Annotated in this window: 16 protein-coding genes; 6 read left to right on the top strand and 10 right to left on the bottom strand. The window is 56.1% G+C overall.

The window, feature by feature from the left end:
• The first annotated feature begins 83 nt into the window (after positions 1 to 83).
• Positions 84 to 791: a CTP synthase gene (locus MOQ06_RS19395; RefSeq protein ID WP_242174498.1), complete on the top strand. Its 708-nt coding sequence runs from the start codon at positions 84 to 86 to the stop codon at positions 789 to 791.
• A gap of 30 nt (positions 792 to 821) precedes the next feature.
• On the opposite strand, the gene MOQ06_RS19390 is transcribed toward MOQ06_RS19395, so the two are convergent.
• Complete coding sequence (locus MOQ06_RS19390) at positions 822 to 2,009, bottom strand: CynX/NimT family MFS transporter (protein ID WP_242174878.1); 1,188 nt, start codon at positions 2,007 to 2,009, stop codon at positions 822 to 824.
• A gap of 99 nt (positions 2,010 to 2,108) precedes the next feature.
• Between MOQ06_RS19390 and MOQ06_RS19385 the strand changes: the two genes are divergently transcribed.
• Positions 2,109 to 2,900: a helix-turn-helix transcriptional regulator gene (locus MOQ06_RS19385; protein WP_277932320.1), complete on the top strand. Its 792-nt coding sequence runs from the start codon at positions 2,109 to 2,111 to the stop codon at positions 2,898 to 2,900.
• On the opposite strand, the gene MOQ06_RS19380 is transcribed toward MOQ06_RS19385, so the two are convergent.
• The 3 genes from MOQ06_RS19380 to MOQ06_RS19370 form a co-directional block, all read right to left on the bottom strand.
• A complete protein-coding gene (locus MOQ06_RS19380) occupies positions 2,884 to 3,330 on the bottom strand; it encodes a DUF441 domain-containing protein (protein WP_242174497.1) in 447 nt (148 codons plus the stop codon). The two genes, MOQ06_RS19385 and MOQ06_RS19380, sit on opposite strands and share 17 nt — an antisense overlap.
• A 106-nt stretch (positions 3,331 to 3,436) precedes the next feature.
• Entirely contained in the window at positions 3,437 to 5,473 is a 2,037-nt protein-coding gene (locus MOQ06_RS19375) for a TIM-barrel domain-containing protein (protein ID WP_242174495.1), read from the bottom strand.
• Positions 5,474 to 5,488: 15 nt separating this feature from the next.
• On the bottom strand, positions 5,489 to 6,820 hold the full coding sequence (locus MOQ06_RS19370) for a glycoside-pentoside-hexuronide (GPH):cation symporter (RefSeq protein WP_176610598.1): 1,332 nt from the start codon (positions 6,818 to 6,820) through the stop codon (positions 5,489 to 5,491).
• 288 nt (positions 6,821 to 7,108) lie between these two features.
• Between MOQ06_RS19370 and yoaI the strand changes: the two genes are divergently transcribed.
• Positions 7,109 to 7,210 carry a small membrane protein YoaI gene (gene yoaI, locus MOQ06_RS19365; RefSeq protein WP_227009728.1) on the top strand — a complete coding sequence of 34 codons (102 nt, stop codon included), beginning with the start codon at positions 7,109 to 7,111 and terminating at the stop codon, positions 7,208 to 7,210.
• 20 nt (positions 7,211 to 7,230) lie between these two features.
• On the opposite strand, the gene MOQ06_RS19360 is transcribed toward yoaI, so the two are convergent.
• The 3 genes from MOQ06_RS19360 to yeaG form a co-directional block, all read right to left on the bottom strand.
• Positions 7,231 to 7,731 carry a YbaK/prolyl-tRNA synthetase associated domain-containing protein gene (locus tag MOQ06_RS19360; protein ID WP_242174493.1) on the bottom strand — a complete coding sequence of 167 codons (501 nt, stop codon included), beginning with the start codon at positions 7,729 to 7,731 and terminating at the stop codon, positions 7,231 to 7,233.
• A gap of 101 nt (positions 7,732 to 7,832) precedes the next feature.
• Positions 7,833 to 9,116 carry a YeaH/YhbH family protein gene (locus tag MOQ06_RS19355; RefSeq protein ID WP_242174491.1) on the bottom strand — a complete coding sequence of 428 codons (1,284 nt, stop codon included), beginning with the start codon at positions 9,114 to 9,116 and terminating at the stop codon, positions 7,833 to 7,835.
• Positions 9,117 to 9,188: 72 nt separating this feature from the next.
• The gene (yeaG, locus tag MOQ06_RS19350; protein ID WP_063449019.1) at positions 9,189 to 11,123 is read right to left on the bottom strand and encodes a protein kinase YeaG; all 1,935 of its coding nucleotides are present in this window, start codon (positions 11,121 to 11,123) and stop codon (positions 9,189 to 9,191) included.
• 432 nt (positions 11,124 to 11,555) lie between these two features.
• Between yeaG and MOQ06_RS19345 the strand changes: the two genes are divergently transcribed.
• Positions 11,556 to 12,302, top strand: a complete 747-nt coding sequence (locus MOQ06_RS19345; RefSeq protein WP_148419143.1) for a MipA/OmpV family protein — start codon at positions 11,556 to 11,558, stop codon at positions 12,300 to 12,302.
• Between the two features lie 64 nt (positions 12,303 to 12,366).
• Here MOQ06_RS19345 and MOQ06_RS19340 read toward each other — a convergent pair whose 3' ends face one another.
• Positions 12,367 to 13,251 carry a D-hexose-6-phosphate mutarotase gene (locus tag MOQ06_RS19340; protein ID WP_242174489.1) on the bottom strand — a complete coding sequence of 295 codons (885 nt, stop codon included), beginning with the start codon at positions 13,249 to 13,251 and terminating at the stop codon, positions 12,367 to 12,369.
• Positions 13,252 to 13,325: 74 nt separating this feature from the next.
• Positions 13,326 to 14,321 (bottom strand): glyceraldehyde-3-phosphate dehydrogenase, encoded by a 996-nt coding sequence (gene gapA / locus MOQ06_RS19335; RefSeq protein ID WP_006809136.1) that lies wholly within the window; start codon positions 14,319 to 14,321, stop codon positions 13,326 to 13,328.
• 341 nt (positions 14,322 to 14,662) lie between these two features.
• Between gapA and msrB the strand changes: the two genes are divergently transcribed.
• Positions 14,663 to 15,076, top strand: a complete 414-nt coding sequence (gene msrB, locus MOQ06_RS19330) for a peptide-methionine (R)-S-oxide reductase MsrB (protein WP_242174488.1) — start codon at positions 14,663 to 14,665, stop codon at positions 15,074 to 15,076.
• A gap of 41 nt (positions 15,077 to 15,117) precedes the next feature.
• Positions 15,118 to 15,390, top strand: coding sequence for a YeaC family protein (locus MOQ06_RS19325; protein ID WP_242174487.1), 273 nt, complete (start codon positions 15,118 to 15,120; stop codon positions 15,388 to 15,390).
• A 49-nt stretch (positions 15,391 to 15,439) separates the two neighbouring features.
• Here MOQ06_RS19325 and MOQ06_RS19320 read toward each other — a convergent pair whose 3' ends face one another.
• Entirely contained in the window at positions 15,440 to 16,693 is a 1,254-nt protein-coding gene (locus MOQ06_RS19320; protein WP_242174486.1) for a glycoside hydrolase family 18 protein, read from the bottom strand.
• Between the last annotated feature and the right edge of the window lie 132 nt (positions 16,694 to 16,825).

Below are 16,825 nucleotides of genomic sequence, written 5' to 3'. Positions count from 1 at the left end.
TAAGGTATTGTGATAACTGCAAAAGATCGGTAGTCTGAGGTTCCTTATGTTATCTGAAAATCCTCTGGCATAAGGAATCCCTCATGGAACTCTCCCCGGTTAAAACGACGCTGCGCATTGCGCTGGTTGGTGATTACAATTCCGATGTTATTGCGCACCAGGCGATTCCGCTGGCGATCGACGACGCCGCTGCGGTGCTGGAGCTCACCGCTGATTATGACTGGATCGCCACGCAAGAGCTCACCAGCCCCGAAGACCTGGTCGGTTACGACGCCATCTGGCTGGTGCCGGCAAGCCCGTATAAAAAAGCCGAGGCGGCGTTTATCGCGGCGCGTTACGCCCGAGAAAACGGCATTCCGTTCCTCGGGACCTGCGGCGGGTTCCAGCATGCGCTGATTGAATACGCCCGCAACGTGCTGGGCTGGCACGACGCGGCCCACGCCGAAACCGACGCGGAAGGAACGATGGTGATTGCGCCCCTGGCCTGCTCGCTGGTGGAAAAGACCGATGCAATTGAGCTGCGTAATAACACGCTGATTGCTAAAGCGTACGGTAGGCCGGAAATTCAGGAAGGCTATCACTGCAGCTACGGCGTCTCGCCTGAGTTTGCCCTCGAACTTGAGCGGGGCGACATGCGCGTGACGGGCTGGGACGAGCAGGGCGAGATCCGCGCGGCAGAGCTGGTGACTCATCCCTTCTTTGTGATCACCCTGTTCCAGCATGAACGCGCCGCGCTGCAAGGGCGCCCGGTAGTGCTGGTGCAGGCCATGCTGCGGGCGGCGCAGGGTTAATAAAGCAGACCGGAAGGTCTGCTCTGGCTGTCAGCGGGGCGTGATTTCCCGGTCACGCCCGGCAAGCACGCCGCAGAGGGCCATCACCACCGCGGCCAGCGCGCAGGCGATCAGCGGAATGTGCCAGTCTCCGGCAGCGTCGTGAATTTTCCCCATCAGCGGTGGACCGCAGGCCGCCAGCAGATAGCCAATCGACTGGGCCATACCGGAGAGCGCGGCGGCCTGATGGGCCGAGCTGGCCCGCAGCCCGATGAACGTCAGGCCGAGGATCATGGTGGCGCCAGATCCAAAGCCAAACACCAGCGTCCACACGACGGCCAGCGTCGGTGCAAACCAGAATCCGGCCGCGCTCACGGCGCACATCAGGGCGACAGCCCCCGCAATGCCGCGCTGATCGTTAAGACGATGCAGGATCAGCGGGATAGCGAGGCCGGGGACAGCGGTCGCCAGCTGGAGAAGCCCGTGCATGGAGCCAGCCTGCGTTTCGCTGTAGCCGTGGCTGAGCAGAATCGCGGGCAACCAGCCGATAATGACGTAGTAAATCAGCGAGTTGATACCCAGAAAAAGCGTTACCTGCCAGGCGAGGGCGGAGCGCCAGATGGCGCGATTGTGCAACGCGCCCGCGCCCGTCAGGGTGGCGGCAGGCCTGTGGCGCCACTGCGGTAACCACAGGAGCAGCGCCATCAGCGGGAAGAACATCAGCATCAGCAGCGCACCGTGCCAGCCTGCGCTTCCCAGCGACAGCGGGACGATCAGCGCCGATCCTGCGGCAGCGGCGGCCCCCATCGTCAGCGAGTAAGCCCCGGTGAGTTTCGCCACCTGGCCCGGAAAATCGCGTTTGATGAGTCCGGGCAACAGCACGTTGCCCAGCGCAATCCCGCAGCCGACGATAGCGGTACCGGTAAACAGCAGCGAGGCTGACGGCAGTGAACGCACCCCAATCCCGATGCAAATCAGCAGCAGGGCAACGAAGAGGCTGCGCTCCATGCCCATTTTTCGCGCGACGCCTGCGGCAAGGGGCGAGATAAAGGCGAAGGCCAGCAGAGGCAGCGTCGTGAGCAGGCCGGTTTGCGCAGTACTTAAGCCATAGTCCTGGCGAATGGTGTCGAGCAGGGGGGCGACGCCGGTAAACGTGACGCGCAGCGTTGTGGCAATCATCAGGATGCCGGCAATCAGCAGCGCACCCTGTTTCCCGGAAGGTTGAATAGCAGTAGTCATCATTGTCTCTTACGTTCAGGCGAGCGCATACGATACCGATTTAAGTCGTGGTTGAAATCAGGCTAAAATGACAGTTTATCGCTAATATCGGACAAAATTATGCACGGACTGGGTCTCGATGGCTACGATCCCGACAGCCAGCACGATGCGGCGGTTGCCTTTCGCATTCGCGTCGTGGAGGAAGAACAGCATATACCGCTGCATCAGCACCGCAAGGGGCAGCTGATAATGGCGCTGGGTGGCGCGATCACCTGCGAGGTGCAGAACGCGATGCTGATGGTACCGCCACAGTATGCGGTGTGGATCCCCGGTCAAACGCCGCACAGCAACAAGGCGACGCCCGGCGCGCAGCTCTGCCTGCTGTTTATTGAGCCCGGAGCGCTCGGGCTGCCGACGCGCTCCTGCACCCTCAAAATATCGCCCCTGGTCCGGGAGCTGGTGCTGTCGCTGGCGGACAGATCCTGGGATGAACGGCATCTTCCCGCCACCGCCCGGCTGGTTGACGTCCTGTTTGATGAACTGCCCCTGCAGCCGCAAGAGCATTTACAGCTGCCGGTTTCTCCGCATCCGAAAATTCGTCTGATGAGTGAGACCATGGCAAACGAGCCAGCCGCCTGGCAGACGCTCGCCCAGTGGGCAAGCCGCTTTGCCATGAGCGAGCGCAATCTGGCGCGGCTGGTGGTGAAAGAGACCGGCTTAAGCTTTCGCCGCTGGCGGCACCAGCTCCAGCTGATCGTCGCGTTGCAGCTGCTTATCGGCGGCAGGTCGGTGCAGCAGGTGGCGCAGGCGCTGGGGTATGACTCCACCACCGCCTTCATCACCATGTTTAAGAAAGGGCTGGGCCAGACGCCTGCCCGCTATATTGCCAGCCTGACTACGACTTCCCGATAAACAGCGAAACCAGCCCGGCGGCAATCAGCGGGCCAACCGGCACACCGCGAAACAGCGCCACGCCCAGCACGGTGCCGACCAGCAGACCCGCTACCAGAGAAGGCTGGCTGCTCATCAGGGTCACGCCGCGTCCGCCAAGCCATGAGACAAAAATACCCACCGCAATTGCCACCAGCGACTTCCAGTTCACAAAGGAGTGGAGCAGCGTTGAGGCCGGAAGCGTACCGCTGGCAATCGGTGCCATCACGCCGATGGTTAAAATGATGATCCCGATGGTAAGCCCCTGTTTTTCTATCCACGGGAAGAAGGTGTTTAACGGCGTGACGCGAACAATGATAAGCACCAGAATGGAGATAGCCACCGTCGTGTTGTGGCTGACAAAACCCAGCGCTGCCAGCGCCAGAAGGATGAGAAGAGTAGGGTCGAGCATGAGGTGATCCTTGCCAAAAATAGTAAGCCTGCTTACTTTACGCGCAAACGCGGCAGCAAACAGGCTTTACGAAAAATATTGTCTATTTTTGGGCGCTTGCCTGAAATCAGTTCACCAGATCGTCCACCAGCGGGCTGCCCTCACGGATAAATACCGGGATGGTTTCGAGCGCGGCGGCGGCGCGGATATGTTCACCGCCAGGGTAGCGCTCGCCGTTCAGGGCGATCCAGCCATTGCCTGGCGGAAGCCAGACCTCGCGCTCGCGCTGGCCGGCGTGCATTACCGGCGCCACGAGAAGGTCTTCGCCGAACAGGTACTGATCTTCGCACTCCCAGCTCTGCTTATCCTGCGGATAGTGCCAGAACAGCGGGCGCATAAGCGGGTCGCCGTGCTGATGCGCCTGTTGATACAGCGCGTCAATATACGGACGCAGGGTTTCACGCACGGTAAGCCAGTGCTGCATGATGGCGTAATTCTCTTCACCGTAGCTCCACAGCTCGTTAGGCGAACCGCTGTTACACTGAGGAATGCCGTCCCGGTAGCGCTCCGGTGGCTGGATCTGCGGCTCGCGGTAGCCGTGCATGCGCAGAACCGGCGTGAACACCGCCCACTGGAACCAGCGAACCAGTAGTTCGTGAAACGCCGGATCGTTAACGTTACCTCCCTGGAAGCCGCCGATATCGGTGGTCCACCAGGGGATCCCCGCCAGCCCCATATTCAGCCCGGCGGCGAGCTGATTGCGGAAGGCGTGAAACGAGGAGTGAACGTCCCCCGACCACGCCAGCACGCCGTAGCGCTGGCTGCCTGCCCAGGCGCAGCGTACGAGGTTAACAATGTCGGTTTCACCGTTTGCCCGTAGCCCATCGTAAAAGCCCTGCGCAAAATCACGCGGATAGCGGTTGCCCACCTCCAGCACCGGGCCGGCGTGATAGCGGTAGTTGTCAAAATCATAGGCGCGGTATTCCGGCTCCGCCTCGTCGAGCCAGAACAGCTTTATCCCCAGGTCGTAGTAATTCTTCTTCACCGTGTCCCAGACGAATCTGCGCGCCTCGGGGTGCGTGGCGTCAAAGAACGTGGTATTGCCCATAAAATCGAGGTTAACCTGCACGCCGCGTTCGCTGCTGACCAGCCAGCCCTTCGCCTTCATCAGCGGATAAAGCGGGCTGCGGGCTTCTACCGTTGGCCACACCGATACCATCAGGGCAATGCCCATTTCACGCAGTTCGTTGACCATCGCTTCAGGATCGGGCCAGTCCACGGGATCGAAGCACCAGGTGCCCTGGTTCGGCCAGTGGAAAAAGTCGATGACCATAACCGACAGCGGCAGGTTGCGGCGGCGATACTCGCGGGCGACCTCCAGCACCTCCTGCTGCGTGCGGTAGCGCAATTTACACTGCCACAGGCCACTGATAAACGCCGGGGCTGGCGGTGGCGTACCGGTGGCTTTCGCGTACTGGCGGGTGATATCCGCCACCGCGTCGGCGGCTGTGATCCAGTAGTCCATTTCGCCGGTCACGCGGGCGCGCCATTCCGTCTGATTTTTCGCAAAACTGACTTCACCAATCGCCGGATTGTTCCACAGCAGGCCGTAGCCAAGGCTGGACTGCATAAAGGGCACGCTGGCCTGGGAATTGCGCTGCGCCAGCTCCAGCGTACAGCCTTTCAGATCCAGCCACGGCTGTTGATACTGACCCATGCCGTAGAGGCGTTCATCCGCCCGCGACTCAAAGCGAACGGTGAGCTGGTATTTCCCTCCCGTCAGCGGCTTAAACTCGCGGCCATCCAGCTTCAGGGCGCTGACATACTTATCCTGACTCTTCTCGCTGGCGCCGATCCCGACGGTTGAGCGCTGGCGCCACATCTCCTCCAGCAGCAGTTCACCGCGCTGGTTGTAGAAGGCCAGCTGGCCTTTCAGGTTCAGCGTCGCGGTAATATTGCCGTTACGCAGCGTCAGGCTTTCTGCTTCGGCGGTAATCTCTGCCTGGCAAGGTGCTGCGGGCAGCAGCGCCTGCAGGGCGTCATCAAACGTGGGCGAGCAGGTGGCCCTGACGCGCAGGCTATTTTCCCCCCAGGGTTCAATACGCAGGGTCTGGCGTTCAAATCGCCATTCAATACTGTTGGAATGCTGAATCAGCTCACTCATGGATAATGCGTCCTGTTAAATGGGGTGTTTGGCGAGATGGATGGATTTCATGGTGCTGTCGTCGAGCCTGTACCAGCGCAGCGTGGCGAACGCGCAGAGCGACAGTACGCCGGGCACGAGGGTGAAGAGGGCGATGATGCAGTACATGGCCGTGGTGGTCTGTTCCGGGGCATTCGCCACATAGCCGCTTAAGCCCAGCGTCCAGCCAACAATCGCGCCGCTGATGGCCATACCGAGCTTGAGCACGGCGAGGAAGGTGGAGAAGATCACGCCGTCCATGCGCTTGCCCTGTTTCCATTCCCCGTAGTCGGCGACGTCTGCCATCATCACCCACATCAGCGTGGTGGTGGCCTGGTAAAGGGTAGAGACGATGAACGTCATGGGCACCAGGATCAGCACCGACTTAGGCGCAAAGAACAGGGCGATGCTGAACACGCCCGCCAGCACGGAGCAGTAGCCAAACATCTGTACTTTGCTGACGTTTTGCGTCAGGCGTTTGGCCAGCGCGCTGCCCGCGGCTTTGCCAAGAATATGCGCGCCGAGCATCCACATAAAATAGCTGGCGCTGCCGAGATAGTAGGTGACGAAATACATCATTGCGCCAAGGCGAATAACGCCAAAGCCAATATTGGTTAATACCAGAACGGCGACCACGCGCCACTGGTCGTTACGCAATAAATCCCGCAGCTCCGCAAGATAATTATTGTGGGTCGCGGGGGCGTTAATACGTTCACGCGTGTTGGCGAAGCAGATCCAGAACATCACTACCGCGACGGTTGCCATTATGGCCATCGCCCAGCGATAGCCCAGTAATTTATCGTCGCCGCCCAAAAATTCCGCCAGCGGCATCATAAAGAATGTCGACAGCGCGCCGCCCAGCGTGGCCAGGAAAAAGCGCCAGGACTGCAGGGAAATTCGCGCATCGTTGTCGGGCGTAATGACCGCGCCCATCGAGCAGTAGGGAATATTAATAGCGGTATACATCAGCATCATCAGGGTGTAGCTGACGGTGGCGAAAATCATTTTACCGTGCAGGTCGAGCGACTCCGGTACGGCGTAGGTTAGCAGGCAGCTTGCGCCAAAGGGCAGCGCCAGCCACAGCATCCACGGACGAAATTTTCCCCAGCGGGTGCGCGTCCGGTCTGCGATATAGCCCATCGCCGGGTCAATAATGGCATCCGCCGTTCGTGCCAGTAAAAACATGGTTCCCACGAACGCCGCGGGTAATCCCACCACATCCGTATAGTAAAACGTCAGAAAAATAATAACGTTATCCAGCCCAATATGGCTTGCCATATCGCCTAACCCATAACTGATTTTTTCTTTACGGGTAATTTTCTCGGTCATTGTAATCACCTTGCCAGTGTAAGGTTTATTATTGAGGTGCTCCGTTAAACAGGTTTAACCACGGGGAAAAGGTTAACAATTGCGAGATCTGGCATCGGGGTTACGTAAATTTCTTTTCGTGATACCGGTAACAAATAAAGCGTTAAAAGAGTGACATTGCGCGGCGGAGGATATTTATCCAGGAATCGTTTCAGCCTATAAAACGTCATGTAGCTGACGCATCACCGTCATTTAACCGTCACCGGGCGGGGGTAAAAAGGAGGTATTCAGGGCAAAGCAGGGCGCATCATGAACGATCCCATGTTTGTTGAAACGCTGATTATCTCCTCATCGTTTTTCGTCATCGCCATTATTCTGATCGCATCCGTGCTGTTGCTGGAAAACGGCTGACCCTTAGCCAGCCGCATAAATTATCCTTTACGGAACGTCACCCGTTCAGGGCGGGCAATACGCAGATAGTCCCGGGTATCCATAACCACCGACTTTTCCAGCAGGCCGGCGTTAAAGGCGATCTCGTCGAAGCGTTCAAACAGCAGTGGGTCGGCGACCAGCGTCAGATCCGGGTGAAAGCTGAAGGGGGGAATGGCGCCGAAAACGCAGCCGGTCAGCGCATCCACTTCAGCCGGGCTGGCGAGTGAGGCTTTCAGCCCACCGAAATGGCTCGCCAGCCGGCTTAAATCGGCCTGCAGATCGGCGGCGAGGATCGCAAGCACGTGTTTTTTTACGCCGTTGCCTTTCACCTTACAGACCAGCGCTTTTGCACCCTGCCCGAGAGCGGTTCCACGAACTTCACTGACCGCTTCGCATTTCCCGACCGCCTCATGCTCGATCACGCGAAAGCGCGCGCCCTGCTCGGTTAATAAGCTGATTAGCTGCTGATGGGTAGTCATCCCAATAACGTCATCAGACATAACGAATTTACCTGTGAGTTGCCACTATGCAGCTTGCTACCTTAGCACGGGAAGGAGAGGGTCGAAAGAAGACGGCCAGCGGGTTTTCGCTGGCCGTTGATTCACGCATTGCTGGTGGATGACTGTTTCTGGAACAGTTCCCGGAAGACCGGATAGATGTCATCCTGGTCACGAATGTGCTGCATCGCGAAGTTATCGAAGATAGACTGCAGATGCTCATATTCACGCCACAGCGTCTGGTGGGCGCGACGGGTAATTTCAATGTAGCTGTAGTAACGCACCACCGGCAGAATTTTCTTCGCCAGAATTTCATGACACAGCGGCGAGTCATCCGCCCAGTTATCGCCATCCGATGCCTGCGCGGCGTAGATGTTCCACTGCGCCGGATCGTAGCGCTCCTTCACCACCTCATCCATCAGCTTCAGGGCGCTCGATACGATGGTGCCGCCGGTCTCCTGCGAGTAAAAGAACTCATGCTCGTCCACCTCTTTCGCCTGAGTGTGATGGCGAATGTAGACCACCTCCACGTTCTTGTAGGTTCTGCTCAGGAACAGATAGAGCAGGATATAAAAACGCTTCGCCATATCCTTGGTGGCCTGATCCATTGAGCCTGACACGTCCATCAGGCAGAACATCACCGCCTGGCTGGAAGGCTCCGGACGTTTTTCGTAGTTTTTGTATCGCAGGTCGAAGGTGTCGATGAACGGCACGCGGTCGATCTTCGCCCGCAGTTCGGCAATCTCTTTACGCAGGCGCTCCTCTTCCAGCAGCTGCGCCGGTTCCGTGTTTTCCACCACTTTCAGGCTGGTTTCCAGCTCGCGCAGTTCGCGCCGCTTACCTGCCGTCATTGCCGTGCGTCGCGCCAGCGAGTTTTGCAGCGAACGTACGACGCTGATGTTGGCGGGCACCCCGTTTGCGGTATACCCCGCGCGGTGCGTTTTATATTCGTTGAGCTGGCGGTGCTGATTCTTTTTCAGATTCGGCAGGGCCAGATCTTCAAACAGCAGGTCAAGATATTCATCTTTAGAAATCTGGAAGACGAACTCGTCCTGGCCCTCACCGTCCTGGCTGGCCTGGCCCTGACCGCCTCCGGAACCGCCACCTCCGCCTTGCGGACGCTCGATTCTGTCGTTCTGGACGAAGTGGTCGTTACCTGGGTGGACGCGATGGCGCAGACCGCCACGCCCCTGATGAAACATCGGTTCGCTGATGTCATCGTTGGGGATGGAGACGGATTCGCCGCTGTCGACGTCGGTCACCGAGCGTTTGTTGATGGCCTCGGAGATCGACTGTTTAATTTGCGATTTATAACGACGCAAGAAGCGCTGGCGGTTAACCGTGCTCTTGTTTTTGCCGTTAAGACGCCGGTCAATAAACCAGGTCATATACCCCCCGTACTGCATTTGCCAACTAGCATTTGTCGGCCCGGTATGCGCGAGCGCTACCGGGCACTTGTTTTAAGACGATTTACGCACGCGCAGATACCATTCGCAGAGCAGGCGTACCTGCTTGCGGGTGTAACCTTTCTCCATCATACGGTCGACAAAATCGTCGTGCTTTTTCTGCTCGTCGGTTGAGGTTTTGGCGTTAAACGAAATTACCGGCAACAGCTCTTCGGTATTGGAGAACATTTTCTTCTCAATGACCGTGCGCAGTTTTTCGTAGCTGGTCCAGTTCGGGTTGCGTCCGTTGTTATGCGCTCTGGCGCGCAGGACAAAGTTCACAATCTCGTTTCGGAAGTCTTTCGGGTTGCTGATCCCGGCCGGCTTCTCGATTTTTTCCAGCTCGGCGTTCAGGGATTCACGGTCAAACAGCTGGCCGGTGTCCGGGTCGCGATACTCCTGATCCTGGATCCAGAAGTCAGCATAGGTGACGTAGCGGTCGAAGATGTTCTGACCGTATTCTGAATAGGATTCCAGATAGGCGGTCTGGATCTCTTTACCGATGAACTCGGCATATTTCGGGATCAGGTAGCCTTTCAGGAACTCAAGGTAGCGTTCAGCCTGCTCCTGCGGGAACTGCTCGCGCTCGATTTGCTGTTCCAGCACGTAGAACAGATGAACCGGGTTAGCGGCTACCTCCGCATGGTCGAAGTTGAAGACGCGGGAGAGGATCTTAAACGCAAAACGCGTCGACAGGCCGTTCATCCCTTCATCGACCCCGGCGTAATCGCGGTACTCCTGGTACGATTTCGCTTTCGGGTCGGTATCCTTCAGGCTTTCACCGTCATATACGCGCATTTTGGAGTAGATGCTGGAGTTTTCCGGCTCTTTCAGACGCGACAGGATAGAGAAGCGCGACAGCGTTTCCAGCGTTCCCGGCGCGCAGGGGGCATGCATCAGCTCGCTGTGGTTAAGCAGTTTCTCGTAAATCTTGATCTCTTCCGAGATCCGCAGGCAATAAGGCACTTTGACGATGTACACGCGGTCAAGGAACGCCTCATTGTTTTTGTTATTGCGGAAGGTGACCCATTCTGATTCGTTAGAGTGCGCCAGAATGATGCCGTTAAACGGCAGGGCGGAGATACCTTCCGTCCCGTTGTAGTTCCCTTCCTGGGTAGCGGTCAACAGCGGATGCAACACCTTGATCGGCGCTTTGAACATCTCGACAAATTCCATTATCCCCTGGTTGGCGCGGCACAGCGCGCCGGAATAACCGTAGGCGTCCGGGTCGTTTTGCGCGTGATGCTCCAGCTTACGGATATCGACTTTACCCACCAGCGCCGAGATATCCTGGTTGTTCTCGTCGCCGGGTTCGGTTTTGGCGATGGCGATCTGCTCAAGGATTGACGGCCAGACTTTGACGACGCGGAATTTGGTGATATCCCCGCCAAACTCGTGCAGACGTTTCGCCGCCCACGGCGACATGATCGTGCCGAGATAGCGATGCGGAATGCCAAACTCTTTATCCAGAATCTGCGCATCTTCCTGCGGGTTAAACAGGCACAGCGGATGGTCATTTACCGGGCTGCGCTCGCCGTTGGCGCTCAGCACATAGATCGGCACGCGCTGCATCAGCGCCTTCAGCCGTTCGGCCAGCGAGGATTTACCGCCACCAACCGGGCCCAGCAGATAGAGGATCTGTTTCTTCTCTTCCAGCCCCTGAGCGGCATGCTTCAGGTAGGAGACGATCTGCTCTATGGCATCTTCCATACCATAGAACTCTTCGAACGCCGGATATCGGGCGACTACCCGATTCGAAAATAGACGGGAAAGCCGTGGCTCCAGGGCAGTATCAACCATGTTTGGCTCACCAATAGCCATCAATAGCCGTTCTGCCGCATTGGCATAGGCACTGCGATCTTGCCGACAAATGGTAAGAAACTCCTGCAGTGTGAACTCTTCGTCCTTGGCAGCTTCGTAGCGCTGGCGATAGTGATCGAATATATTCATGGCATGCCGTCCTTTCGTTTTTTAGCACAGGATAAGAGCCGTTCGTATGAGTAGTGGAGGCTCCCGGAAGAGAATTTCTCGCACCTCACTGCCAGAGCAGCAACCTGTGTGCCAGGTCGAAGGCTAAGAACCGCAGGGTGTTCAGCAAAACCTCTTCTTAAATTAAAGCGTAGATGGCAATTGCAAAACTTGCATACGCATAAAATCTACTTTCAATGACATATCAATAACTCATCCGAAAATTTCCACTGCGCGTATAAGGCGAAAGTGGGTTTTTCATTTATCGGTCACATAAATGAAAGCGGGTTGTCATCTGAAAAATGAAAAATAACGGGTTAATCAAACTGATTAGCGCGCAAAAAATTTTGGGATGTGCGGGATTGGCGGTTACACTTCTTCCGCTGATTATTTGACTACAGGAAAGAATGGATTGTGACCAAACTCAAACTTCTGGCATTGGGCATCCTTGCCGCTACCGCAGCGAGCACCGTACAGGCTGAAGGCCAGTGGACGGTTGGCGCGGGTGCTGGCGTGATTAACAGCCCGTACAAACAGTATGACCGCGACGTATATCCTGTCCCCGTTGTCACCTATGAAGGCGATAACTTCTGGTTCCGTGGACTGGGCGGCGGTTACTATCTGTGGAACGACACGGCAGATAAGCTCTCCATCATGGCGTACTACGATCCAACGCACTTTAAGCCGGGCGACAGCGACAGCAATGCGCTTCGCCAGCTGGACAAGCGCAGAAGCTCACTGATGGCGGGGCTTTCTTACGTGCATAACACCGAGTATGGCTTCCTGCGCACTGCGCTGGCGGGCGATACGCTGGATAACAGCAACGGCTTCATCTGGGATCTGGCATGGCTTTATCGCTACACCAACGGCGCGGTGACCCTGACGCCGGGTATCGGCGTGCAGTACAGTAGCGAGAATTACAACGACTACTACTATGGCGTCTCTAAAGATGAGTCTCGCCGCAGTGGCCTGAAGAGCTACAGCGCGGATGATGGCTGGGATCCGTACCTGGAACTCACCGCGTCCTATAACTTCCTAGGTGACTGGAACGTATACGGTACCGGTCGTTATATCCGTCTGAGCGATGAAGTGAAAGACAGCCCGATGGTCGATAAGTCCTGGGCGGGCATCTTCTCTGTGGGTGTAACCTACAAGTTCTGATCGGAATGCTATGCATTAAAACGGGGCGCTTGCGCCCCGTTTGTTTTTTCAAGCTTCAGAAAAATCAACGCTTCACAATCTTAATCGTCTGGCCTAAGCGGGACGGTTTTTCTTCGCTGGTTTTCTGCGGGGCAGTCACGCACGCCGTTTCCACGCAGACAAAGGTCTCGTAACCGTCGTCCGGAATATCCGCCATGCTGACGGAAAGGTCCGGGCCCGGGTTCCAGCCCACAACGTTGCTGTGATGGTGATGAACCACTTCGATTCCGCGGTTCAGGGCGCTGTCGTGGATCATGCTGCAGGCTTCAGGGTGCAAGTAAACGCGGTCGGTACGGTCCGGGAAGGTCTGCACGCCGTCGTCCAGTTTGCCTTCTTTCGCGTTATCCACTTTGTCGATAAAGGTATCGCCAAGGCCGCTAACCTTAACCGCCTGGATATCACCGACGTTGAAATAGGTGTGCAGCGCGGAGGTGGTTTCGAACTCGCCGTGCGCCTCCAGCTCAATCTCACAGGTTTTACCCAGCTTGAAGCGGGCATACAGGGTGAACTCGTGCGGCCACAGGGCGCGCGTTTCCTCATTCGCCTGTAGTTCAAAGGTCAGCACCGCACCGTTGTCATCGTCGTTGTGCGCCTTCAGCGTCCACTGCTGGTTACGGGCGAAACCGTGAGAGGGTAAACCCTGCTGCGCGGACGGGCCAAACCATGGCCAGCAGATCGGTACGCCGCCGCGGATCGCCGCGCCTTTCTTAAACGAGGTGGCCTCGCTCAGCCAAAGACCTTCTTCTTCGCCTTCTGGTTTCCAGGAGAGCAGGTGGGCGCCATTGAGCGCCACGGAGGTTTTCACGCGCGGATGGTCGACGACAATAACGTCGGCACCGTCAATCTGACGGCGGGAGAGCACAGGGGTAAGTTGTTCGACTACCGGAAGTGCAAATATTTTATTAATCATTACGCAATCCTCTGTCTAAAAACAATAAAAAAGGCGACCGAAGTCGCCTTTTAGGATCAAGAACTCATCTCAACTTATTTGGAGATGTGAGCGATCAGGTCCAGTACTTTGTTAGAGTAGCCAGTTTCGTTGTCGTACCAGGAAACCAGTTTCACGAAGTTGTCATTCAGTGCGATACCTGCTTTAGCATCGAACACGGAAGTGCACACTTCGCCGTTGAAATCGGTAGATACAACGTCGTCTTCGGTGTAACCCAGAACGCCTTTCATTGGGCCTTCGGAAGCAGCTTTGATTGCTTTCTTAATTTCTTCATAAGAAGCAGCTTTTTCCAGACGAACGGTCAGGTCAACAACGGATACGTTAGGAGTTGGAACGCGGAACGCCATACCAGTCAGTTTGCCATTCAGTTCTGGCAGTACTTTACCTACTGCTTTAGCAGCACCGGTAGAGGATGGGATGATGTTCTGAGCCGCGCCACGGCCGCCGCGCCAGTCTTTGTGAGACGGGCCATCAACGGTTTTCTGAGTAGCGGTGGTAGCGTGAACGGTAGTCATCAGACCTTCGATGATGCCGAAGTTGTCGTTGATAACTTTAGCCAGCGGTGCCAGGCAGTTGGTGGTGCAGGATGCGTTGGAAACGATGTCCTGGCCAGCGTAAGTTTCGAAGTTAGCACCACGAACGAACATTGGGGTGTTGTCTTTGGAAGGACCAGTCAGAACAACTTTCTTCGCACCCGCAGTGATGTGTTTACGTGCAGTTTCGTCGGTCAGGAAGATACCGGTAGCTTCAGCTACAACATCAACACCGATTTCGTTCCATTTCAGGTTAGCTGGGTCTTTCTCAGCAGTAACGCGGATGGTTTTGCCGTTAACAACCAGGTGGCCGTCTTTCACTTCAACGGTGCCGTCGAAACGACCGTGAGTTGAGTCGTACTTCAGCATGTACGCCATGTATTCAGCGTCCAGGAGATCGTTGATACCAACGATTTCGATGTCAGAACGTTTCTGAGCAGCACGGAAAACAATACGGCCGATACGGCCAAAACCGTTGATACCTACTTTGATAGTCATATATTCCACCAGCTATTTGTTAGTGAATAAAAGGTTGCCTGTAAAATTACAAAAACCTTACGCAGCGTCAAGCGGAATCGTGTCAATCATTGCGACAAATCAATCCTGTGACTAACGTTTGTGCGACTGACTCGCCTCACTTTCCCTTTGAGCTAGCAACCACATGGGGGCTGCGCCCGGAATTTTAAAGGCCTCGCAGGATTAAAATGTGAAACAGATCACAATTGCCTGACCGCCTTTTCGCGACACATAAGTTTAGAACAAAAGTGCACGCGCGGGTGTTAATGTTTTGTTAGAATCTGGGTTAAAAGATGTCTGTTTCAACAGCGAGATGTAAGCATATGTCGAACCAACGTAACCCCGACGATTTGAAAAAAAACCTCACGGAAATGCAGTTTTACGTGACGCAGAATCACGGCACAGAGCCGCCGTTTACCGGGCGTTTACTGCACAATAAGCGGGAAGGCGTCTACCACTGCCTGGTGTGTGATGCACCGCTGTTTAACTCCCAGACCAAGTATGACTCTGGCTGCGGCTGGCCAAGCTTCTACGAGCCCGTCAGCGACGAGGCGATCTGCTACCTGACGGACTCTTCCCACGGGATGGTGCGCACTGAAATTCGCTGCGGGAACTGTGATGCGCATCTGGGCCACGTCTTCCCGGATGGTCCCCAGCCTACGGGCGAACGTTTCTGCGTAAATTCGGCCTCCATGAGCTTCACCGATGACGAAAACGGCGACCAGACCAAAGGTTGAAAAAACGATTCAGCAAATTATTCCTTTGTAAGGGAGAAATCGTGAATATTGATGACATGATTGCGGGAATGACCCCGGAGGTTTATCAGCGTCTGGTAACGGCCGTTGAGCTGGGAAAATGGCCGGACGGGGTAGCGCTTACGCCGGAGCAAAAAGAGAACAGCCTCCAGCTGGTGATGCTGTGGCAGGCGCGGAACAATACGGACGCGCAGCATATGACCATTGACACTAAAGGGCAGATGGTGATGAAGAGCAAGCGCGAGCTGAAAGAAGAGTTTGGCATCACGCCCAGGCCGATTGCGACGTTCAAATAACGCCCCTGAACAGGCCGGGTGAGCCCTCGCGCCACCCGGCACAATCCAGCTAGTGCTTAATCCCCAATGACGCTGCCAGCTGCTTCGCGAGCCGGTTTTCGTCGTCGGCCCCGTACTCCCAGAACATTGCGCCTGCCAGACCTTTCTCTTTGATGTAGTCCGCTTTGATGGCAACGGAACGCGGATTCTCATAAGAGATGGCAAACAGATCCTTCCCGTCTGCACCCTTCACGGAAAGCCACGGCACCTTCGCCTGGTCGTCCCAGCGTTCGGTAAAGCGCTTTTGCGGGTCGTTCAGCAGCTTCTTAACGATATCGTTGTATTTCACGTAGGTGTCTTTGGTCAGGTCATAACCGAGTGAGCGGAACAAAGCGATCTCCCGAGGGCCGAAGTAAGGCTGCGTCACCGGGTTTTTTTGCGCATCGGGCTTGCTCCAGTCAATGCCCGGCTCAACGGACCGTTTTGGCACGCGCCCGTAGAAGCCAATCCCGAGGTTCATCTGCTGCGGCTTCAGGCCAGCGGCCAGATAATTGTTCACCACAAAATCGACGCTGTATTTATCTGCTGCCGCCACGGTCGGCCAGTCGCTGGAGTCATACAGGTTCGCGTTAAAATACTGCGTGCCGTACGCCATGTCGTAGGTCATCAGGTTGATGTAGTCGAGCAGCGGCGCAATGGCCTTAACGTCAATCCAGCTTTTCGGACTTTCCGCATTCGCGCCCACCGCAATGGTGACCAGCTTTTTCTTGCCGAACGCGTCACGCATCTCTTTTAGCAGCGCGGTGAAGTTATCCCGGTCGGCAGGTGAGCTTTCCACCAGGCCCCACGCGCCGTTGACCGGAAATTCCCAGTCGAGATCGATACCGTCCAGGCCGTACTTATCGACGATCTCCTGCGCGGAACGAATAAACACCGCGCGGGTCTCTTTCGTCGCCGCCGCGCCAGAAAAGCCGCGCGCGCCCCAGCCGCCAACGGAAAGCAGAATCTTAATGTCAGGGTTTTGTTTACGAAGCTGAGGGATCAGCGCCAGGTCGGACGCCACCTTCGGGGATAACCAGATTTGATGCAGCTTTGTCGGATCTTTCAGCGCGGCGTTGGTTTCGTCTTTCTCGCTGTTATAGACCAGACCAAACGAGTAGTTCAGGTGGGTTATCTGGTGGACATCGAGTTTATTAATATCGCCGCCTGGTCCTGCGGTGACGTCACCGCCGCCGTTGAAGTAGCCCACGGACATCAGAGGTGCGGCAGTAGCAACCGACGCGCAAAGCAGGGGTAGAGCTGCCAGCAAGGGCAAACGTTTCATAGGTGTTCCTCTTTGACTAAACAAAAATAACCACGCCACAGAAAAGGCGTGGCGAAAAAACAGCCTGAAAAGAATACCATTACCGTTTCGCTGGTGATGCGAGGGAGTTCACTTTATGGGAGATAGAAAGGG

Source organism: Enterobacter sp. I4 (assembly GCF_022669095.1).
Lineage (GTDB): Bacteria > Pseudomonadota > Gammaproteobacteria > Enterobacterales > Enterobacteriaceae > Enterobacter > Enterobacter pasteurii.
The sequence above is the reverse complement of the archived record's forward strand: the minus strand, read 5'-3'. Positions and strand labels throughout refer to the sequence as shown.